17 protein-coding genes and 1 pseudogene are annotated in these 20,718 nt (G+C 71.7%); 12 read left to right on the top strand and 6 right to left on the bottom strand.

Going from position 1 to position 20,718, the window contains the following annotated elements; all coding sequences use genetic code 11:
- Positions 1-118 precede the first annotated feature (118 nt).
- Positions 119-1,168, top strand: a complete 1,050-nt coding sequence (locus tag ABD191_RS08065) for an ArsR/SmtB family transcription factor (RefSeq protein WP_344078537.1) — start codon at positions 119-121, stop codon at positions 1,166-1,168.
- Here the strand turns inward: ABD191_RS08065 and ABD191_RS08060 are convergent.
- Together ABD191_RS08060 and cofD are read right to left on the bottom strand one after the other, a co-directional pair.
- Positions 1,131-2,240: a coenzyme F420-0:L-glutamate ligase gene (locus ABD191_RS08060; RefSeq protein WP_344078535.1), complete on the bottom strand. Its 1,110-nt coding sequence runs from the start codon at positions 2,238-2,240 to the stop codon at positions 1,131-1,133. The genes ABD191_RS08065 and ABD191_RS08060 overlap by 38 nt on opposite strands.
- Complete coding sequence (cofD, locus tag ABD191_RS08055) at positions 2,233-3,225, bottom strand: 2-phospho-L-lactate transferase (RefSeq protein ID WP_344078533.1); 993 nt, start codon at positions 3,223-3,225, stop codon at positions 2,233-2,235. Before cofD ends, ABD191_RS08060 begins: the two co-directional genes overlap by 8 nt.
- Before the next feature lie 112 nt (positions 3,226-3,337).
- On the opposite strand from cofD, the gene ABD191_RS08050 reads away from it, so the two are divergent.
- From ABD191_RS08050 to ABD191_RS08025, 6 genes and pseudogenes are all read left to right on the top strand, one after another.
- On the top strand, positions 3,338-4,222 hold the full coding sequence (locus ABD191_RS08050; RefSeq protein WP_344078531.1) for a hypothetical protein: 885 nt from the start codon (positions 3,338-3,340) through the stop codon (positions 4,220-4,222).
- A gap of 99 nt (positions 4,223-4,321) precedes the next feature.
- Positions 4,322-6,823: a bifunctional FO biosynthesis protein CofGH gene (locus ABD191_RS08045; RefSeq protein ID WP_344078529.1), complete on the top strand. Its 2,502-nt coding sequence runs from the start codon at positions 4,322-4,324 to the stop codon at positions 6,821-6,823.
- A 72-nt stretch (positions 6,824-6,895) separates the two neighbouring features.
- Positions 6,896-8,269 carry an ABC transporter permease gene (locus ABD191_RS08040; RefSeq protein WP_344078527.1) on the top strand — a complete coding sequence of 458 codons (1,374 nt, stop codon included), beginning with the start codon at positions 6,896-6,898 and terminating at the stop codon, positions 8,267-8,269.
- A 61-nt stretch (positions 8,270-8,330) separates the two neighbouring features.
- Positions 8,331-9,074 (top strand): annotated as a pseudogene (locus ABD191_RS08035) (patatin-like phospholipase family protein); the annotation flags it as partial.
- A gap of 476 nt (positions 9,075-9,550) precedes the next feature.
- Positions 9,551-10,774, top strand: a complete 1,224-nt coding sequence (locus ABD191_RS08030) for a 1-acyl-sn-glycerol-3-phosphate acyltransferase (RefSeq protein WP_344078525.1) — start codon at positions 9,551-9,553, stop codon at positions 10,772-10,774.
- Positions 10,775-11,188: 414 nt separating this feature from the next.
- Positions 11,189-11,449, top strand: coding sequence for a WhiB family transcriptional regulator (locus tag ABD191_RS08025; RefSeq protein WP_344078524.1), 261 nt, complete (start codon positions 11,189-11,191; stop codon positions 11,447-11,449).
- Between the two features lie 83 nt (positions 11,450-11,532).
- Here ABD191_RS08025 and ABD191_RS08020 read toward each other — a convergent pair whose 3' ends face one another.
- Positions 11,533-11,904 (bottom strand): metallopeptidase family protein, encoded by a 372-nt coding sequence (locus ABD191_RS08020; protein ID WP_344078811.1) that lies wholly within the window; start codon positions 11,902-11,904, stop codon positions 11,533-11,535.
- A 350-nt stretch (positions 11,905-12,254) separates the two neighbouring features.
- On the opposite strand from ABD191_RS08020, the gene ABD191_RS08015 reads away from it, so the two are divergent.
- The gene (locus ABD191_RS08015) at positions 12,255-12,710 is read left to right on the top strand and encodes a DUF3499 domain-containing protein (RefSeq protein WP_344078523.1); all 456 of its coding nucleotides are present in this window, start codon (positions 12,255-12,257) and stop codon (positions 12,708-12,710) included.
- Positions 12,711-12,718: 8 nt separating this feature from the next.
- Here the strand turns inward: ABD191_RS08015 and ABD191_RS08010 are convergent, their stop codons facing one another.
- The 3 genes from ABD191_RS08010 to ABD191_RS08000 form a co-directional block, all read right to left on the bottom strand.
- A complete protein-coding gene (locus tag ABD191_RS08010; RefSeq protein WP_344078522.1) occupies positions 12,719-14,113 on the bottom strand; it encodes an NAD(P)/FAD-dependent oxidoreductase in 1,395 nt (464 codons plus the stop codon).
- A gap of 80 nt (positions 14,114-14,193) precedes the next feature.
- A complete protein-coding gene (locus ABD191_RS08005) occupies positions 14,194-15,591 on the bottom strand; it encodes an aspartate aminotransferase family protein (protein ID WP_425560680.1) in 1,398 nt (465 codons plus the stop codon).
- A gap of 148 nt (positions 15,592-15,739) precedes the next feature.
- Positions 15,740-16,180 (bottom strand): Lrp/AsnC family transcriptional regulator, encoded by a 441-nt coding sequence (locus ABD191_RS08000; protein WP_344078809.1) that lies wholly within the window; start codon positions 16,178-16,180, stop codon positions 15,740-15,742.
- Positions 16,181-16,585: 405 nt separating this feature from the next.
- On the opposite strand from ABD191_RS08000, the gene ABD191_RS07995 reads away from it, so the two are divergent.
- The 4 genes from ABD191_RS07995 to ABD191_RS07980 are packed head-to-tail and all read left to right on the top strand — an operon-like array spanning position 16,586 to position 20,700.
- Positions 16,586-17,851, top strand: a complete 1,266-nt coding sequence (locus tag ABD191_RS07995) for a polyamine ABC transporter substrate-binding protein (protein ID WP_344078519.1) — start codon at positions 16,586-16,588, stop codon at positions 17,849-17,851.
- A gap of 4 nt (positions 17,852-17,855) precedes the next feature.
- Positions 17,856-18,962: an ABC transporter ATP-binding protein gene (locus ABD191_RS07990; RefSeq protein WP_344078517.1), complete on the top strand. Its 1,107-nt coding sequence runs from the start codon at positions 17,856-17,858 to the stop codon at positions 18,960-18,962.
- Positions 18,959-19,882, top strand: coding sequence for an ABC transporter permease (locus tag ABD191_RS07985; protein ID WP_344078516.1), 924 nt, complete (start codon positions 18,959-18,961; stop codon positions 19,880-19,882). Before ABD191_RS07990 ends, ABD191_RS07985 begins: the two co-directional genes overlap by 4 nt.
- Entirely contained in the window at positions 19,882-20,700 is an 819-nt protein-coding gene (locus ABD191_RS07980; RefSeq protein WP_344078514.1) for an ABC transporter permease, read from the top strand. Before ABD191_RS07985 ends, ABD191_RS07980 begins: the two co-directional genes overlap by 1 nt.
- Positions 20,701-20,718: the final 18 nt, after the last annotated feature.

Below are 20,718 nucleotides of genomic sequence, written 5' to 3'. Positions count from 1 at the left end.
AGCCCCGCTCCCCGAAGCCGGCGGCGTCAGCATCGCCAACCGCTCGTCGTGGCGTCGAGACGTTTCAGCTCAGCGTGAAACTCCCTGGTTATCCAGCGTCGGTATAGTCGTTTTGGCCATGTTGAAGATCTTTTTCTCAGCGGAAGACGTTGCCCGGATCACGGTCCTGTCGGAGCCGGACCCGATCTGGGAAATCGTGCTGAGTCTGTTCCGCCTGCGTGGCCGCCATCTCGACCCGGCCCTGAGCGCCTGGCGGGCCGCGGCGCTCGCGGAGCTCCGCCGGCCGCACCTGTCCCGGTCCGACCCCACGGGGCCCGGCGGGGACTGTCCCGGTGCGCCCCGCCCGGACCTCTCCCGCCAGCTCGGATTCCTGTTCGCGCTGCTGCCCGTGTCGGGATACTTCGCCGACTTCCTCACCCCGTCCGAGGCCGTGGGCACCGACCTCGACGCGAGCCTGGAGGCCATCCGTAGCACCCCCGCCCAGCTGCTGCGCCTCGACATCGACCTGCTCGCGGCCAGCAACCCGCTGCCCTCGACGACCGCCGGCCTGGCCCGGGGCGACACCGCGGTGATGACCGCCCTGACCGACACCATGAGGGCGTACCACGACGCCGTGCTCGCCCCCATGTGGACCAGGGTGACAAGCGCCTTCGAGGCCGAGCGCACGCGACTGGGCCGCGCCGCGCTCGACGGTGGGGTCGCCGGCCTGCTGGGCAGCCTGAGCCCGCTGATGAGCTGGCACGACGGCGCGCTGCACGTCACCTACCCGGTCGACCAGGAGCTGCACCTGGACGGGCGCGGCCTGGTGCTCGTCCCGTCGTACTTCTGCTGGCGGTATCCGGTCACCCTGCGCGACCCCGACCGCCGGCCGGTCCTCGTCTACCCGATCGCCCGGCCGAGCGGCTGGGTGGCCCCGGACGGCACCGAGCTCGACCCCTGCGTGCAGCTGGGTGCCCTGCTGGGCCGCAACCGGGCCGCCGTCCTCGTGGCCGTCGGGGGCGGCTGCTCCACCAGCGAGCTGGCCCGTCGGGTGGGCGTCTCCATCGCCGCCGCCAGCCAGCACGCCACCGTGCTGCGCAACGCCGGCCTGCTCATGAGCCTGCGGCACCGGCACACGATGGTGCACACGCTCACCCCGCTGGGCCAGGCGATGCTCCACCGGGGCTGACCGTCACGAGCGCGCCCACGCCGCCGGCGGGCAGATCAAAATCCGCCGGCCGTACGAGCTGCCAAGCGCTCGCCAGCCCGCCAGCCCACAGCGCGACCCGCAGCCGGTGCACCGCCGTACCGAGCGCGACCGCGGCCGGGCCGTCGGCGACGCCGAGCACCGCGGCCCGTTCGTCCAGGGGATGCCAGCGCACGCCGGCCACCTCGGGCACGATCGCCAGGGCGGCGGCGAGCCGCTCCGCCACGCCGGCGGGCGCCTGATCGTCCGGCTCACGGTCGGGCAGGGTGGCGGCCGTCCGCAGGCCGTCCGCGCGGGCCTCGGCCGTGCCGAGGGAGAACATGTCCGACTCCGCGTCCCGGATGAGGACCCGCGCCCCGTCGCCGTCCGGCGCGCCGGTGGGGACCCGGGGCAGGAACCCGCGCACCACGGCCACCGGCACCTGATCGGTCTTGCCCTTGACCAGCTCGCCGGCGGCGGCCAGCTCGTCGACGACCGCGAGCTGGGTGATGAACAGGTCGTTGCCGTACGCGTCCACCTCGCCGCGGTGGTCCCGCAGGGCCGGCAGGCCGGCCGCGCCGATCGCCACGTCGGTGAGCCCGAGACGCCACGGGCGGCCCATCGTGTCCGTGATGACGACGCCGACCTCCCGGCCGGACACCTCGCGCAGCGCGGCGCGCAGCGCCCGGGCCGACGCGTCGGGGTCGAGGGGCAGCAGCACGAGGTGCGTCGGGTCCACATTGGAGGCGTCGATGCCGGCCGCGGCCAGGACGAACCCGTGGCGGGTCTGCACGATCCGGGTCGGCCCGCGGGTGGCGACCGTCCGCGCGGTCTCCGCGGTCACGGCGGCCTGGCGGGCGGCGTCGCGCTCGGGACCCTCGTCGGGCGGCACGGTGACCAGCCGACCCTCCGCCTTGGACACGATCTTGCTGGTCACGATGAGGACGTCGCCGTCGCGCAGCCACGGCGCGGCGGCCCAGATGACCTCGGCCAGCGCCGTACCCGGGGTGATCTCGCCGATGCCGCGCACGGGCAGGACGATCAGCGCGTCCGGCGTCCGCCCGGGCTCAGTCACGCGCCACCCCGGCCAGGTCCAGCGCGGCCGCCACCATGCCGGCCGTCGCGTCCTCGTCGGTCATCCAGAGCGGGGCGGCCCGCACCCGCAGGCCTGCGGGCGTCCGCCCGGAACCGAACGCTGCCTCGTCGGCGGGGTCGACCAACCAGCCGTCCAGCACGCCGCCGGTGGCCCGCGCGCCGTACAGGCCGGCCACGCCGGCCGCGCTGCACTCCACGCCCACGGCCGCCAGGCACGCGTCCGCCATGCCGCGCACCGGGGAGCCGCCGATGATCGGGGAGACCCCGACGACCGGCGCCCGCCCGTCGACCACCGCGTCGCGTATGCCCGGCACGCCCAGGACGGGCGCGATGCTCACCACCGGGTTGCTCGGCGCGACGAGCACGATGTCGGCCTCGCGCAGCGCGTCCAGCACGCCCGCGGCCGGCTTGGCCGACTCCGCGCCCACGAAGACGAACCGCTGCGCCGGCAGGCCCGCGCGGTAGCGCACCCACCACTCCTGGAAGTGGATCGCCCGGGTCTGCCCGTCCAACTCGACGACGACGTGGGTCTCCACCCGGTCGTCGCTGGCGGGCAGCAGTTTCACGCCCGGCTGCCAACGCGCGCACAGCGCCTCGGTGACGGCCGACAGCGGGTATCCGGCGTCGAGCATGCGGGTGCGCACCAGGTGGGTGGCGATGTCCTTGTCGCCCAGCCCGAACCACGTGGGCTCCGCCCCGTACGCCGCGAGTTGTTCCTTGACGACCCAGGTCTCGCCCACCTGCCCCCAGCCGCGCGCGGTGTCCGCGCCACCGCCGAGGGTGTACATGACGCTGTCCAGGTCGGGGCAGATCCGCAGGCCGTGCATGGTGACGTCGTCGCCGGTGTTGACGACGGCGGTCACGGTCGTCGGGGTGCCGGCGGCGTCGAGCCGGCGCGCCAGCGCGCGCACGCCGAGCAGGAAGCGGGCGCCGCCGATGCCGCCGGCCAGGACCACGATGTGCATTGGCCCATCCTCGCGCAGCATGCGGCCGTTCGCGCACAGGGGCGCCGGAGGTCGCGCCGGAGTGGTGCCGGCGCGACATGCGACCGGAGCGGGCAGCTACTAGGCTTCGACTGTGACGAACCCGACGACACCCCCCACGAACGACCGCGACGCCATCGAGCTGACCAAGCCGTTGCGGGAGCCCGCCGCGCTCGTCCTCCTCGCCGTCAATGGCATGTTTCTGCTGCTGGGCGTGCTCGACCTGCTCGTCACCACGGACGCGTGGGCGGACGGCTTCGGCAACCGCGCGGCGGCGTCGTACGAGCGCTTCGTCGGGCTGCACGCGACCGTGCTGCCGTTGCTCGCCGTGCTGCTCGTCACACACATCCGGCCGGTCCCGGCCCGCGCCAAGCTCATCACCGTCGTGGCTCTCGCCGAGTACGCGGTGAGCGCGTTCTTCGGCGGGCTGACCTATATCGCGGCGTTCGCCACGGACATGTCCCGCGTCGACGGGCCCAGCCTCGGCCAGCTCTTCGAGAACCTGCTGGTGCGTACCCTCATCGCGGCCCTGTTCGCCCTGGCCGCGTTCGTGGTGTTCCGGGTCTGGCAGGGCCGCTACGCACCGCCGCGGGCGCCCCGGCAGCCGGCCGGCTACTACGGCGCGCCGACCCCGCACCAGGCCCCGCCCGGCTACCCGGCGCCCAACTACGCTCCCGGGTACGCGCAGCCGGGCGGCCAGCACCCCGCGAGCACCGGCTGGCCGCAGGTCCCGCCGCCCCCCGCGCCGGCCCACCCGTACGCCGCCCCGCCCCAGTCGGCCCAGCCACAGTCGGCCCCGCCGGCTCAGGTCGCGCCGCAGGAGCATGGCCCGCTGCCCGGCCAGCCGTCCGGGGACAGCATGCTGACCGTGCCCGTCCAGCCGTACGCGCCCGAGCAGCCCAAGGGCCCTGTGCTGCCGCCGGGGCCCACGGACCGGTCCGAGCCGGCCGGCCCGACGATCACGGAGAAGCTCGACTGACACCGCCCCAGCTGACCCGACAGTGTCCGGGCTGGTCGGTAGGCTTCATGGGTGCATGACGCTCCTGGGGATAGGCAAGCGGTAACAGACTCAGCGCCGGTGCCGGTGCCCACCGCCGCGGCGGTGCGCCGGGCGCTACGACGGGCCGCCGAGGGCCGCACCCTCGACGTCACCGAGGCCGCCGTGCTGCTCGGCGCGCGCGACGACGACCTTGACGCGCTGCTGACGGCCGCGTCGGCGGTACGCGACGCCGGCCTGCTCGCGGCCGGCCGGCCGGGCGTCGTCTCGTACTCGAAAAAGGTCTTCATTCCCCTGACCAGGCTCTGTCGCGACCGGTGTCACTACTGCACCTTCGCCACCGTGCCGCACCGCCTGCCGGCGGCGTTCCTGGACCGTGACGAGGTGCTGGCCATCGCGCGCGAGGGCGCCGCGCAGGGCTGCAAGGAGGCCCTGTTCACGCTCGGCGACCGGCCCGAGGAGCGGTGGCCGGCGGCCCGGCAGTGGCTGGACGAGCGCGGCTACGGTTCCACTCTGGACTACGTGCGGGCCAGCGCCATCGCCGTGCTGGAGGAGACCGGCCTGCTGCCGCACCTGAACCCCGGGGTGCTGAGCTGGGCCGACCTGCAGCGGCTCAAGCCGGTCGCGCCGAGCATGGGCATGATGCTCGAGACCACGGCGACCCGGCTGTGGAGCGAGCCGGGCGGGCCGCACTACGGCTCGCCGGACAAGGAACCGGCCGTCCGGCTGCGGGTGCTCGACGACGCCGGCCGGGTCGCGGTCCCGTTCACCACGGGCATCCTCATCGGCATCGGCGAGACGCTCACCGAGCGCGCCGAGTCGCTGCACGCGATCCGCCGCTCCGCCCGGGAGTACGGGCACATCCAGGAGGTCATCGTCCAGAACTTCCGCGCCAAGCCGGACACGGCGATGCGCGGCATGCCCGACGCCGACCTGCACGACCTGGCCGCCACGATCGCGGTCGCGCGCCTGGTCCTCGGCCCCAAGGCGCGCATCCAGGCCCCGCCCAACCTCATCGACGACGAGTACGCGCTGCTGCTGCGCGCCGGCATCGACGACTGGGGCGGCGTGTCCCCGGTGACCCCGGACCATGTGAACCCGGAGCGCCCCTGGCCCCAGATCGAGGAACTGGCGGCCCGCAGCGCCGCGGCCGGGTTCACCCTCCGCGAGCGCCTGACGATCTACCCCGAGTACGTGCGGGCGGGCGCGCCCTGGCTCGACCCCCGGCTGGCGGCGCACGTGGCCGCGCTGGCCGACCCGGCCACCGGCCTGGCGGTCGAGGCGGCGCTGCCGGTCGGGATGCCGTGGCAGGAGCCGGACGCCGCCTTCGTCCCCGGTGGGCGCACGGACCTGCACGCGACGATCGACACGACCGGCCGCACGGGCGACCGGCGCAGCGACTTCGACTCGGTCTACGGCGACTGGGCCGAGGTCGCCGAGCACGCGGCGGCGACGTCCGCGCAGCCGGCGCAATTCGACGGCGACGTGCTCGCCGGGCTGCGGCTGGCCGAGAAGGACCCGGCCGCGCTGCTCGATCCGGCGCACGAGGCCCTCGCGCTGGCCCTGTTCGGCGCGGACGGCCCGGCGCTGGACGAGCTGGCCCACATCGCCGACGGCCTGCGGGCGGCGACCGTCGGCGACGACGTCACCTACGTGGTAAACCGCAACATCAACTTCACCAACGTCTGCTACGTGGGCTGCCGGTTCTGCGCGTTCGCCCAGCGGGAGCGCGACGCCGACGCGTACCGGCTCTCCGTCGACCAGGTGGCCGACCGCGCGGAGGAGGCGTGGCGGCTCGGCGCCACCGAGGTGTGCATGCAGGGCGGCATCGACCCCGCGCTGCCCCCGACCGCGTACGCCGACCTGGTCCGCGCCGTCAAGAAGCGGGTGCCGGACATGCACGTGCACGCCTTCTCGCCCATGGAGGTCGTCACCGGGGCCACCAAGGCGAACGTGTCCATTCGCGAGTGGCTCACCGACCTGCGCGAGGCCGGGCTCGACACGATCCCCGGCACGGCCGCGGAGATCCTGGACGACGACGTGCGCTGGGTGCTCACCAAGGGCAAGCTCCCCGCCGCCACGTGGATCGAGGTCATCACGACGGCCCACGAGGTGGGCCTGCGCTCCAGTTCCACCATGATGTACGGGCACGTTGACCAGCCGCGCCACTGGCTCGGGCACTTCCGGGTGCTCGCCGGCATCCAGGACCGTACGGGCGGCTTCACCGAGTTCGTGGCACTGCCGTTCGTGCACACCAACGCGCCGATCTATCTGGCCGGCATCGCCCGGCCCGGCCCGACCTGGCAGGCCAACCGGGCCGTGCACGCGATGGCCCGGATCCTGCTGCACGGCCGCATCGACAACATCCAGTGCTCCTGGGTGAAACTCGGCGACGAGGGCACCGTGGCGATGCTGCGCGGAGGGTGCAACGACCTGGGGGGCACCCTCATGGAGGAGACGATCTCCCGGATGGCCGGTTCGGAACACGGCTCCGAGCGCACGGTCGAGCAACTGCACGCCATCGCGGCCGCCGCCGGACGGCCGGCGAGGCAGCGCAGCACGACGTACGCGGGCGGAATCTGAGGGCGAGACGATCACGCGGTGGGCAGGTAGAGTCGCTCGCGGCACGACCAATCCGCCCCACTGGGAGGCGCCATGTCGGATCCGTCCACGGTGCACAGTTCCGGGCCGCTCAGTTCCGGGCCGCTCAGCGGGGGTCCCTTCCCCGGCGCGGCGTCGAGGTCGCGCGGCGGCCTGATCGCGCGCGTCATCTGGGAGGCGCTCCTGCTGATCGTGGCCGTGGTCGCGGTCGCGGTGGCGCTCGCCGACGCGGGCGAGCGCGGCGCCACCGCGCTCTTCCTCCCGGCCGGCGTCCTGGCCGCCTACGCCGTGGCCATCGCGCTGTCCCTGCGTACGGCCACCCCCAACCTCGCGGTCACCGCGATCGGCGCGCTCTCCGGCCTGCTCTACAGCCGCCTCCTCGACAGCGACGACCCCATGCCGGTCGTCCTCGCGGCCGCCCTCGCCGTCGCGGCCGCCGCGCTGCTCGGCCTTGTGCTCGCGCTGCTGGTCGGGGTGCTGTCCGTGCCGGCCTGGGCGGCCTCCCTGGCTGTCGTCGGCGGCGCCCAGGCGGTCCTGGTCGCCGTGAACGACGGCCGCGTCGACACACTCAGCCGCGATGGGGTGCTCCGCGAGGAATGGATCGGCTACACGGTGCTCGCCGTCGTGCTGCTGGCCTCCATCGCCGGCGGGCTCCTGTGGGCGGTTCCCGGGGTACGCCGGGCGTTGAGCGCCAACCGCGTCGCCGGCGACCCCGTCGGGTTCAGCGGCCGTCGCATCCTCGGTGCGCTCGTCGGGCTCGTGGGCTCCAGCATCCTCGGCGGCCTGGCGGGGGTCCTGTTCACGGCCCGGGTCGGCGCGGCGTCCGGCGTCGTGGACTTCGGCACCCTGATCCTCGCGCTCAGCGCCGTACTGCTCGGCGGCGTCAGCGTGTACGGCGGCCGCGGCGGCTTCGCCGGCACCGCGTTCGCGGTAGTGATCATCGCGGCGATCCAGTTCATCATCAACCTTGAGGGCGGGCCACGCGCACTCCACTACGGCCTGGCCGCGCTGGCCGCCCTGGTCGGCTTCCTCGTCGGCCGCCTGCTGGAGTTCCTTGAGGGCCCGTTCGACGTGGCGCCAGCCGGGATGCCCGCCTCGGGGCCCGCCGCCGTGCCCGCCTCGGGACCTGCCGCCGTGCCGACCTCCGGGCCTGCCTCGGTGCGGCCCGCGCCCGGCGGCCCGACCCTGACCAACTACGCCCCGGTGCCGTTCTCCCACATGCCCCCGCAGGCGACCACTCCGGCTCCGCCGGCCACTCCTTCGGCTCCGCCTGCCACTCCCTCGGCTCCGCCTGCCACTCCCTCGGCTCCGCCGGCCACCGCCTCCGGCCCGTCGGCGCCACCGGTGGAGACTGCGTCCCCGGTGGAGACTGCGCCCCCGGCATCCTCGGCGGACGCGGAGGCTCCGCGCGGGGATGAACGATCGTAGATTCGCCGACGGCGGCTCGTTGCCGGCGCCGGAGGCGCCCCTGGCGTACTAGGGTTGCGGCATGGCGGTCCGCGCTGATGAGCGCACGGCGTTCGTGCTGGGCGGTGGGGGTGTCCTGGGCGCCAGCGAGGTGGGCATGCTGCGCGCCCTCGCGGACGCCGGCATCCGGCCTGACCTGGTCGTCGGCACGTCCATCGGCGCGATCAACGGGGTCTTCGTCGCGCACGATCCGGTGGGCGCGGCGGAGCGGTTGGCCGAGGTGTGGCGTTCCGAGGTGGTCCGCACCGCGTTCGGCGGATCGCTGTTCACCCGCCTCAACACCCTCGCCCGGTCCGGCACCCACCTGCACGCGAACGAGCCGCTGCGCCGCCTCATCGAGGACGAGCTGCCGGTTCGCGACTTCGCCGACCTGACCGTGCCGTTCCAGTGCGTCGCCGCGTGCGTGGAGCGGGCGGCCGCGCACTGGTTCAGCGAGGGCGAGATCGTGCCCGCCGTGCTGGCCTCGGCGGCCGTACCGGGGCTTCTGCCGGCGGTACGCATCGGTGACGAACACTTCTTCGATGGCGGCCTGGTGCACAGCATCCCGGTGGGGCGCGCGGTGCTGCTGGGCGCGACCCGCATCTTCGTCCTGCACGTGGGCCGCATCGAGCAGCCGTTGCGGGCGCCCCGACGCCCGTGGGAGGTCGGGTTGGTCTCGTTCGAGATCGCCCGGCGCCACCGCTTCGTCGAGGAGATGGCCGCGCTGCCCAAGGGCGTGACCGCCCACGTGCTGCCCGCCGGCTTCGCCCCGGCGGAAAGCGACGCGTCCGGCACCACCGCGTCCGGCAGCACCGCCTCCGGCAGCACCGCCTCCGGCAGCACCGCCTCCGGCAGCACCGCCGCGGACAACGAACCGCCGGTGAACGGGGAGACCGGGCCGGCTACCGGGAACTCCTCGCCGGGCAGCCCTTCGAACGGCAGCTCCCCGGCGGACAGTTCGTCGGCTGACAGTTCGTTGGCTGGCGGTTCGTTGGCTGGCAGCTCATCGGCCAGGAGCCCATCGGCGAAGCCGTCGACCGGCAGAGTGGCCGCCGGCCGGTTCGCGAGCCGTCGGACCACCAACGGCAACGGCTCCGCGGAGCTCAGCCAGTGGCGCTACCGCGACTTCGGTCGCGTCGACCGCCAGATCGACCGCGCCTACGAGGCAACGTCGCGATACCTGGCCAGCATCGCCCCAGACCGTGCCGCCCCAGACCGTGCCGCCCCAGACCGTGCCGCCCCAGACCGCGAGCGCTGAGCCCGATGGTGCCCCCCAAGGTGGTACGCCGCCTGGTCGTCGCGCCGCTCGTCATCGTGCTCGCGCTGACCTTGCTGCTACTCAGCCCTTTCCTGTCGCTCCTGGCCCTGCTGCTGCCCTCGCGGTACGGTCGGCGGCGCACGATGCGGCTCATCTGGTTCGCCGTCGTGTGGGCGCTCATGGAGGCGATGGCGCTGCTCGCCTGCCTCGGGATGTGGGTGTCGAGCGGGTTCGGCGGGCGCATCCGGTCACGGGTCTACCAGGAGCGCCACTACGCCCTCATGGGCTGGTTCCTCGGCCGCATCTTCCGCATCGCCACCCGCGTCTTCGACCTGCGCGTCGAGATCGACGAGCCCGAACGCACGCCGGAGGAGCTGCGTGCCCGGCTGGCCCGGCCGGTCATCGTGCTGAGCCGGCATGCCGGCCCGGGTGACAGCTTCCTGCTCGTCCATCACCTGCTCAACCGGTACCAGCGACGGCCCCGCATCGTCATGAAGGCCGCCCTGCAACTGGATCCCAGCATCGACGTCGTCATCAACCGCCTGCCGCACGCCTTCGTCCGGCCCCGCAGCGTCGTCCTGCCGGGTGGCTCCGGCGGTGTCACGGCGGACACCGCCGTCTCAGAGGAGAGCACCGCCTCGGAGGAGCCGGGATCGCGGGAGTCGCCGGTGATCGGGGAGATTCGGCGGCTGGCGGCCGGTCTCGCCAACGACGGCGCCCTCGTCATCTTCCCGGAGGGCGGCAACTTCACCCGCACCCGTTGGCGCCTGGGCATTCAACGGCTGGAACAGCGCCGACGGTACGCCGACGCGTGGCGGGCCCGGCGCATGACGAACCTGTTGCCGCCCCGGTCGGGCGGCGTGACGGCGGCATTGCAGGCGGCGCCCGCCGCGGACGTCATCTTCGTCGCCCACACCGGCCTGGACGACCTGGTCACCGTTGCCGACGTCTGGCGGGGACTGCCGATGGAGACGGTCATCAAGGCGCGTTGGTGGCGGGTCGTCGCGACGGACGTCCCGCGTACCCATGAAGCCCTGGTGCCCTGGCTGTTCGACTGGTGGGAGCGCATCGACGCATGGATCGCGCATCAGCGGGTACTACGCGGCGGTGATCTACCCCGCGAAGCCGAACCCGCCCGAGACACTGGATCCGCCGGAGAGATCGAACCCGCCGGAGACATCGAACCCGCCGGAGAGATCGAACCCGCGCAGGACGCCGAGCCGGCCTGAGGCACGAACCCACCGGAGCCTTTCTCCCGAAAAAATGCGTGAGCCGTCGGCGTGTCGGATTGCCGGCGCCGTTACCCAGGGCGCGGCTCGCTCGATAAAGACGTGTCGAGCGCGACCCGCACCGACTGACCGGCTCACCCGCCGGGGGAGGGCCGGCTCTTCGCCAGCACCGGATGGGCTTCTCACCAGGCACTTCGTCGCGTGGCTCCGGAATCACCGCGAGTCGCGTCGCGGCACGCCGATGAGCAGCCTATTTATCAGGTTCCGCTTGACGGCGCACGCATAACACGCGTGTAATTTCACCGGGGGTATTTGACGGGACGGTACAAATCGTCTCGTTGTGGATTTACTGCGTCCTCTTTTTGGCGTGGGGGTTGCGCCGGGTTTCGCCGGCGCACGGCAAGGAGGCAACAGATGGATGGCGGCCGACTGATCCTGGCGGATCTGTTGGGTAACGCCCCGGAGTGGCAGGAGCGGGCCCTGTGCTCGCAGACCGACCCGGAGGCGTTCTTTCCCGAAAAAGGGGGTTCGACCCGCGAGGCGAAGCGAATCTGCTCGCGGTGCGATGTCAAGGCGGAATGCCTGGAGTACGCGCTCGGGCACGACGAGCGGTTCGGCATCTGGGGTGGGCTCTCCGAGCGGGAGCGTCGCCGGCTCAAGCGCCGCGCGGCCTGAGATGGCGGCCTGAGATGGCGGCCTGAGATGGCGGCTTGAGATGGCGAGGGGCGCGCCGCGAGGCGCGCCCCGGCAGCTGAGGGTCAGTCGGTCTCGATGTCCTCGGGATCCACGCCCAGCAGGTTCGCGACCTGCTCAATGATCACGTCGTGGACGAGGTCCGCGAGTTCGTCCCGGTCGGCCGCACGGTACTCCAGCGGCCGCCGATAGAGCACGATCCGAGCGGGCATGGCGGTGCGCCCGGGTCGGCCCGGCAGCAGCCGGGCCAGCGGGACGTCGCCGTCCTCCAGTACGTCGGTGTCGTAGACGTTGAGGTCGGGCGGCACGTCCTCCACCGCGAACTCGATACCGGCCAGCTCGCGGGCGTAGCGCCGCTCCAGTTCCTCAACCGTGTCCAGGACGAGATCGTCGAAGATCTCCGCACGGGTACGGGACAGGGGCACCGAAGCGGGCACGAGTCGCCCGCGCAGGCCGCGTCCGTGCCGGTCGCGCCAGGGGCGCCGCCCCGGTCTGCCGGCCCCGCGCCGCCCGCCGGCACTGGTGTGACCGGCCCCACCGCCCGGTCCGGCGCTGCCGGGCCCGGCGGTGCCACCGGGCCCCGCGCTGCCACCCGGACCGCCGGGATTCGGGCCGGCGGAATTGGGGCCGCCGGCTGGTTCCGGCTGGTCCCCGCGCAGGCCCGCGCTCCGCGGGTCGAGAGTCGTCACCTCGGTAGCCTATCGCCACGGTCTCGAAGCGGTCTCAGCGTCGGCGTGTCGAAGCTCACCGCCCGGGTCGCACGCCTGTCGCGAGATAACGTGCGCGCGTGAGGTCCCCACGGCGTTGCTCCCGTAACGGCTGCCCCAAAACGGCCGTCGCGACGCTGACCTACGTCTACGCCGACTCCACGGCCGTCGTGGGCCCACTGGCCGCCTTCTCCGAGCCGCACTCCTACGACCTCTGCGAGGCCCACGCGCGCGGCCTGACCGCGCCGCGCGGCTGGGATCTCGTGCGTCACGAGGGCGAGTTCGAGCCCCCACCGCCTAATGTGGACGACCTGGTCGCGCTCGCCGAGGCGGTCCGCGAGGCCGCCCGCCCGAACCACCACGCCGACCCGCCGGGCTCGGCCAGCGCGGGCTCCGGTGGTGCGGGCTCCGGCGGTGCGGGCTCTGGTGGTGCGCAGACCGGCCGCCCCAACCGCACCACGGGCGGCGGGCGCACAACCGGCGGCGGCAGCGTGGGCCGCCGCGGCCACCTGCGGGTCATCCCGCCGCAGCGCTGACCCGGGTCTCAGCCGCCGAGCAGGCGGCTGAAGAGGGCCGCACGCCGCGACGGGCGACCGGTGCGGGCCTCCTCGGCATCGGCGGCCGTCATCACCCGCAGGCCGGCGTTGACGCCCAGCCAGCGCAACGGCTCGGGTTCCCAGCGCGGCGACCGGTGCCCCACCCACGGCAGGCGGACGAGTTCGGAGTCGGCACCCGCAATCAGGTCGGCGAGCGTACGGCCGGCGAGGTTGGCCGTACCGACCCCGTCGCCGACATAGCCGCCCGCCCACCCGACTCCCGTACGCTGGTCCAGCCCGACGGACGGGTGCCAGTCGCGCGGCACGCCGAGCGGCCCGCCCCAGTGGTGCGTGATCTCAAGATCGTCGGGCAGGGACGGAAAGAGCTCCGCCAGCGTCTCGCGCAGCGCGGCGTGCACTGCGGCGTCGCGATCGAACTCCGGCCGTACGGCCGACCGGAAGTGGTACGGCGCGCCCCGCCCGCCGAACGCCAACCGGTCGTCGGCCGTGCGCTGCCCGTAAATGATCAGATGCCGGTGGTCGGTGAACGTCTCCCGCCGGGCCAGTCCCACCTCGGCCCAGAACGACGCGGGCAGGGGCGCGGTCGACAGCATCAGCGAGTACACGGGCGCGACGACCCGTCGCATGGACGGCAGCGTCGGCGTGTACCCCTCGGTCGCCCGCACGACCGTGGCGGCCCGGACGGTGCCACGATCGGTGACGACGGTGCCGTTCGGGTGGGTGCCGGTCGGGTCGCCCTGGCGGACGGTGGTGCGCGGCCGGATCTCCTGTACGCGGGTCCGCTCATAGATCGTGACGCCGCGCCGCTCGACCGCCCGGGCCAGGCCGCGTACCAGCTTCGCCGGGTGGATCGCCGCGCAGTGTGGCGTGTACGTGGCGCCGAGCACCCCGGCCGCCCCGCACCGCCGGGCCGCCTCCTCCGCGTCGAGCAGCCGCAGGTCATCCTCGGTAAACCCGTACTCCCGGGCCTCTTGTATGTCGAGGCGGGCCCGTTCGAGCTGGACCGGCGTGCGGGCCATCGTGATCGTGCCGCCCTTGGCGAAGTCGCAGTCGATGCCCTCGGCGGCCGTGACCGCCCCGACCTCGTCGACCGTGGCCTGCATGGCGCGGTAGAGCGCCACGGCGGCCGCGCGCCCGTGCCGGCGGGCCAGCGCCGACACCGACTGGGGGAACAGCGCCGAGCACCAGCCACCGTTGCGCCCACTCGCGCCGTACCCGGCGATCTCCGCCTCGACGACCGCGATGCGCAGCGTGGGCCGCGCCCTGGCCAGGTAGTAGGCCGTCCACAGCCCGGTGTACCCGGCGCCGACCACGCACACGTCGACGTCGGTGTCGCCGTCCAGCGCCGGGCGCGGCGTGAGGTCATCGTCCACACTGGACATCCAGTGGGACAGCGCCCGATAATCCGGTGTGGCCCCGTCGTTCGGTGTGGCCCCGTCGTTAGGTGTGGCCCGGTAGCCCACTACAGCTGTCGCCAGGCCTCGGTGAGCACGCCGCGCAGGATCTGTTCGATCTCCGCGAAGTGCGACTCGTCGCAGATCAGCGGCGGGGCGAGCTGCACCACCGGGTCACCCCGATCGTCCGCGCGGCAGTACAGCCCGGCCTCGAACAGGGCCTTCGACAGGAAGCCGCGCAGCAGCCGCTCCGACTCGTCGTCGTTGAAGGTCTCCCGGGTGGCCTGGTCCTTGACCAGCTCGATGCCGTAGAAGTACCCGTCGCCGCGCACGTCTCCGACGATCGGCAGATCGCGAAGGTGCTCCAGGTGGGACCGGAAGACCCCTTCATGGGTACGCACGTGAGCCAGCAGCCCTTCGCGCTCGAACACGTCGAGGTTGGCCAGCGCCACGGCGGCCGCGACGGGGTGCCCGCCGAACGTGATGCCGTGCAGGAACGTGTCGGAGCCCGTGGCGAACGGCTCGAACAGCCGCTCGCTCGCGATCATCGCGCCCAGCGGCACGTACCCGCTGGTGAGGCCCTTGGCGCACGTGATGATGTCCGGTTGGTACCCGTAGCGCTGCGATCCGAAGTACTCCCCGAGCCGGCCGAAGGCGCAGATCACCTCATCGGATACCAGCAGCACGTCGTACCTGTCGCAGATCTCGCGGACCCGCTGGAAGTAACCGGGCGGCGGCGGGAAACAGCCACCGGAGTTCTGTACCGGCTCCAGGAACACGGCGGCGACCGTGTCGGGGCCCTCGAAGAGGATGGCCTCCTCGATCCGGTTGGCCGCCCAGCGCCCGAAGGCCTCCGCGTCGTTGCCGGGCATGCCATCGGGGCCGTCCGGTCCGGCGGTGCCTGCCGGCGCTCGGTAGAGGTTCGTGTTGGGCACCTTGACGCCCGACGGCACGAGCGGCTCGAAGTCGGCCTTGATGCCGGCCAGCCCGGTGATCGACAGGGCGCCCATGGACGTGCCGTGGTAGGCGATGTGCCGCGAGATGACCTTGTGTTTGGTCGGCTTGCCTACCCGCTTGAAGTACGCGCGGGCGAGCTTCCACGCGCTCTCCACGGCCTCGGAGCCGCCGGTGGTGAAGAAGATCCGGTTCAGGTCGCCGGGCGCGAGGGTGGCCAGGCGCTCGGCCAGCTCCACGGCCTTCGGGTGCGCGTACGACCACAGGGGGAAGTACGCCAGCTCGGCGGCCTGCTTCGCGGCGGCCTCGGCCAGCTCGGTGCGGCCGTGCCCGGCCTGCACGACGAACAGGCCGGCGAGCCCGTCCAGGTAGCGCTTGCCGTGCTGGTCCCAGACGTACGCGCCCTCGCCGCGGACGATGACCGGCACCTCCGCGTCGTGGTAGGACGACATCCGGGTGAAGTGCATCCACAGGTGGTCGGCGGCGTGCTCGCCGATCTGTTCCCGTTCCATATCGGCCATTGTCCGCCTCCGGGCTCATGCCCAGGGGCAAAGTGCCCCCGGTCTCGGCACAACGGTTATCGCACAGATATTCCGGCTCGGCAAGCCCTAAGCGCAGTCGATGACACCTATGGCAACGGATTCCGTAGTTTTCTGGGCTTCACGCGGTGCCCCAGCTATAGGTCTGTTTGCGGAGCTTCAGATAGACGAAGGCCTCGGCGGCCGTGACGCCCTCCACGGAGCGGACCTGCTGCAGGATCTCCAGCAGATGGTCATCGTTGCGGCACACCGCCTCGGTGAGCAGGTCGAAGGAGCCGGCCGTGATCACGACGTAGTCGATGTCGACGAGCTCGGCGAGCCGGTCGGCGGTGCGATCGAGGTCGCCGGACGTCCGGATGCCGATCATCGCCTGGCGCGGGAAGCCCAGCTGAAGGGGATCGGTGACGGCGACGATCTGCATGATGCCCGCGTCGAGCATGCGCTGCACCCGCTGTCGGACCGCCGCCTCGGACAGTCCGACGGCCTTGCCGATCGTCGCGTAGGGCCGCCGCCCGTCCTCCTGCAACTGCTCGATGATCTGCTTGGCGACATCGTCCAGCAGCGGGTTGGCCCCCTCGCGCCCACCATGGCGCGCGGCGTCCCGGCCGCCGTTGCGGCGCTGCCCAACCGGCTCGGGTGTGCGCGGCTCGGGCGTGTGCTGCTCGGGCGTGTGCTGCTCGGCTGTGCGCGGCTCCGGCGTTCGCGGCTGTGACATGACGTAGCTCCCTGAATCGTTACCGTGGCGTGTCTTGGGCGTTGCTCCACGGTTTCCGGTCGGCGCGAACGATGCCGATTAGGACGTGACCGACGCCGAGAGTGTCGCGCATTTCGTCGCGAGCCGCTACAACCGCAACGGAATCCCTTGTGACGGCGGCTTTGGTCTGCCAGGATCGGTGCTCACCTGAACGGATCACCAGGCCCCCCGATGATCATCGCCGGTTCGTCCGACCCCCCGTAGGAGCACGCTATGCGCACTTCCCCTCGCAAGCCGCTTTCGCCGGAGGCGGCCGCCGTGCTGTCCGCCTTCTCGGGTTCCGCCTTTGGCGGGTCTGTCTTTGGCGGGTCTGTCGTCTCCCGCCGCACCCTGATGCGCGGCGCCGCGGCGACCGGCGCGCTGGCCGCCCTCGGCGGCTCGCTCGCGGCCTGTGGCACCGAGGGAACGAAGCAGACGGAGGCCTCCTGCGTCAGCGAGGACAAGTCGGCGACCGAGAAGACGCTGGCGTTCTCCAACTGGCCCCTCTACATCGACGTTGATGAGAAGGACGAGTCTAAGCGTCCGACTCTGCTCGCCTTCGAGAGCCAGACCGGCATCAAGGTGACCTACACGGAGGACATCAACGACAACAACGAGTTCTTCGGCAAAATCAACAAGCAGTTGGGCGATTGTCAGGCGATCGACCGCGACATCGTCACGATGACCGACTGGATGGCCGGAAAGCTCGTCCGCCTCGGCTGGATGCAGAAGCTCGACAAGGCCAACCTCCCGAACGTCGCGGCCAACCTCGCCGCCTCCTTCAAGGGCCCGGGCTGGGACCCGCAGAACGACTACAGCGTCGTCTGGCAGGCCGGCCTCACCGGTGTCGCCTACAACGCGAAGGTCGCCAAGGAGGTCAGGACCATCAACGAGCTGCTCACCCGCCCGGACCTCAAGGGCAAGGTGACCATGCTCAGCGAGATGCAGGACACCATGGCGCTCATGCTGCTGGCCAACGGCAACGACCCGGCCAACTTCACCGAGGCGCAGTTCGACGCGGCGCTGACCAAGCTCGACGCGGCCGTCAAATCGGGCCAGATCCGCAAGTTCACCGGCAACGACTACGCCCAGGACCTCGACAAGGGCGACATCGCGGCGTGCATCGCCTGGTCGGGTGACGTCATCCAGTTGGGCTTCGAGAACGAGAACGTGAAGTGGGTCAACCCGGAGGAGGGCCTGACCTACTTCACGGACAACATGATGGTGCCGAACAAGGCGACGCATAAGGCGAACGCCGAGAAGCTCATGAACTACTACTACGACCCGAAGGTCGCCGCGGAACTCGCCGCCTGGGTCAACTACATCTGCCCGGTCGAAGGCGCCCAGGCGGAGATGGCGAAGATCGACAAGGAGCTGGCGGAGAACCCGTTGATCTTCCCAAGCGCCGCTGACATGGCGAAGGCCAAGGACTTCCAGAGCCTTACGGACGCCGAGGAAAAGGCGTACCAGGAGAAGTTCCAGAAGGTCATCGGGGCGTAGGCGGATGAGCGACCTGCACCTGGCCAACGTTACGAAGAGGTTCGGCGCGTTCACCGCGGTCGACGACCTCACGCTGACCGTGCCGCAGGGCTCCTTCTTCGCGCTTCTCGGCCCGTCCGGCTGCGGCAAGACGACCACCCTGCGCATGGTCGCCGGTCTCGAGGAGCCCACGTCCGGCAAGGTGCTGCTCGGCGGGGTGGACATCGCCCACAAGCGCCCGTACCAGCGCCCCGTCAACACGGTCTTCCAGAGCTACGCGCTGTTCCCGCACCTGAACATCTTCGACAACGTCGCCTTCGGCCTGCGCCGGCGCGGAGTGAAGAACCTCAAGCCGCAGGTCGACGAGATGCTGGAGCTGGTGCAGCTGGGCGGCCTGGGCGCCCGCCGGCCGGCACAGCTCTCCGGCGGCCAGCAGCAGCGCGTCGCCCTCGCCCGGGCGCTGATCAACCGTCCGCAGGTCCTGCTGCTCGACGAGCCGCTGGGCGCGCTCGACCTCAAGCTGCGCCGCCAGATGCAGATCGAGCTCAAGCGCATCCAGACCGAGGTCGGCATCACGTTCCTGCACGTCACGCACGACCAGGAGGAGGCCATGTGGATGGCCGACACGGTCGCGGTGATGAACGCGGGCCGCATCGAGCAACTCGGCGCCCCCGCCGACATGTACGAGTTCCCGGCGACCGCCTACGTCGCCAACTTCCTCGGCCAGTCCAACCTGCTGTCCGCGACGGTGACGGGCCGCACGGGCGACGACCTCACCCTGGACGTGGGAGGCACGCGCTTCCCGGCCCCCGCGGACCGCGCCAGGTCCGCGCAGGGCAGCGTCTTCTTGGGCGTACGCCCGGAGAAGGTGCAGTTGGCGCCCGCCGGCACGGAGCTGCCGGCCGGGCATGTGGGCATCGAGTCGGTCGTCACGGACACCTGCTACGCGGGGGTGAGCACCGAGTACCTGCTGCGCACCCCATGGGGCCAGCAGCTGTCGGCGTTCTCGGCCAACGCCCAGCCCGGCGGTCCACTGACGCCCAATACGCCCGTGGTGGCCTACTGGCACCCGTCGCACTCGTTCGTCCTGCATCGGGAACCTGAACCAACCACTGAGCCGGCCGTGTCATGAGCGCGTTCGGGCACCTCGGGGCCGGTACGGGTTCGGCCGTTCCGCCGCGGGCAAGCGAACCGGTCGCGGGCGCCAAGCGCCGCAAGCTCCTGCCGTACCTGCTGCTCCTGCCCGGTGGCCTCTGGCTGGTCGTCTTCTTCATCGTGCCGCTCGTCTCGCTATTCGCCACGAGCCTGTACGACCCGTCCGGGTCGCTGCAGGACGGCTACGCGATGACGTGGCACTTCGCCAACTACGTCGACGCGGTGCGCGACTTCCTGCCGCAGTTCGGCCGTTCCCTGCTCTACTCGGCGATCACCACGGTGGTGTGCCTCCTGCTCGGCTATCCCCTCGCGTACGCCATCGCGCAGAGGTCGGGCCGGTTCAAGAACCTGCTGCTCGTCTGCGTGATCGCGCCCTTCTTCACCAGCTTCCTGCTGCGTACGCTGGCGTGGAAGACGATCCTGTCGGACAACGGTGGGCTGGTGCAGTTCCTGCGCGGCCTGCCGCTCATCCCCGACGACCTACAGCTGCTGGCCACCCCGTTCGCCGTGGTGTGCGGCCTGATCTACAACTTCCTGCCGTTCATGGTGCTGCCCCTCTACGCCAGCCTGGAGAAGCTCGACGGCCGGCTCCTGGAAGCCGCCAGCGACCTGTACTCCAACTCGTTCGCGGCGTTCCGCAAGATCACCCTGCCGCTGTCCATGCCCGGCGTGGTCGCCGGCACGCTGCTGACCTTCATCCCGGCGATGGGCGACTACATCAACTCGTCGCTGCTGGGCACACCGAACACCACGATGATCGGCAACGTCATCCAGTCCCGGTTCCTGGTCGTCACCGACTATCCCTCGGCCGCCGCGCTGTCGTTCGTCCTCATGGTTTCGATCCTGATCCTCGTCCTCGTCTATGTCCGCCGTGCCGGGACAGAGGAGGTGCTGTGATGATCCGGTGGATTACCCAGCGCTGGACACTGTGGGTGGGAATCCTCGTTCTTATCTACATGTTCGTGCCGATCTACTACGTGGTGCGGCTGTCGTTCGACCAGTCGGGCGGCCGGCTCGACTACGACCTCAACGGCACCTTCACCACGGAGTACTGGCGTGCGGCGCTGCAGCCGGGCGAGATGCGCGACGCGGTCGTCAACAGCCTGCTCATCGGCCTGGCCGCCACGGTCGTGGCGACGATCCTCGGCACCCTGCTGTCGTTCGCGCTCGCGCGGTACCGCTTCCGCGGGCGCGCGCCGCTCAACCTGTTGATCTTCCTGCCGATGGCGACGCCCGAGGTGGTCATGGGCTCGTCGCTGCTCGCGCTCTTCATTTCGGCCGGCATCCCGCTGGGCTTCGTGACCGTACTGATCGCGCACATCCTGTTCTGTGTCTCGTTCGTCGTCGTGACCGTGAAGGCGCGGTTGGCCGGCATGGACCCCCGCCTGGAGGAGGCGGCCATGGACCTGTACGCCAGTGAGCGCCAGACGTTCCTGCGGGTCACCCTGCCGCTGGTCGCGCCGGGCATCCTGGCCGCCGCGCTGCTGTCGTTCTCGCTGTCGTTCGACGACTTCATCATCACGAACTTCAACACCAGCTCGACGTTCGCGACGTTCCCGATGTTCGTCTGGGGTTCGTCCCTGCGCGGCATCCCGCGCGAGGTGAACGTCGTCGGCACGGTGATGTTCCTGGTGGCGTTCCTCATCGTCGCGGTCGGCGAGTTCCTCAGCTGGCGCCGCCGGGCCGCACAACGCGCAGCCCTACGCGCCGGCTGATGCCATGCCAGCTGATGC

Origin of the sequence: Luedemannella helvata (genome assembly GCF_039528415.1) — a bacterium.
GTDB classification, from domain to species: Bacteria; Actinomycetota; Actinomycetes; order Mycobacteriales; family Micromonosporaceae; genus Luedemannella; species Luedemannella helvata.
This window is presented reverse-complemented; position numbering and strand designations above follow the sequence as displayed.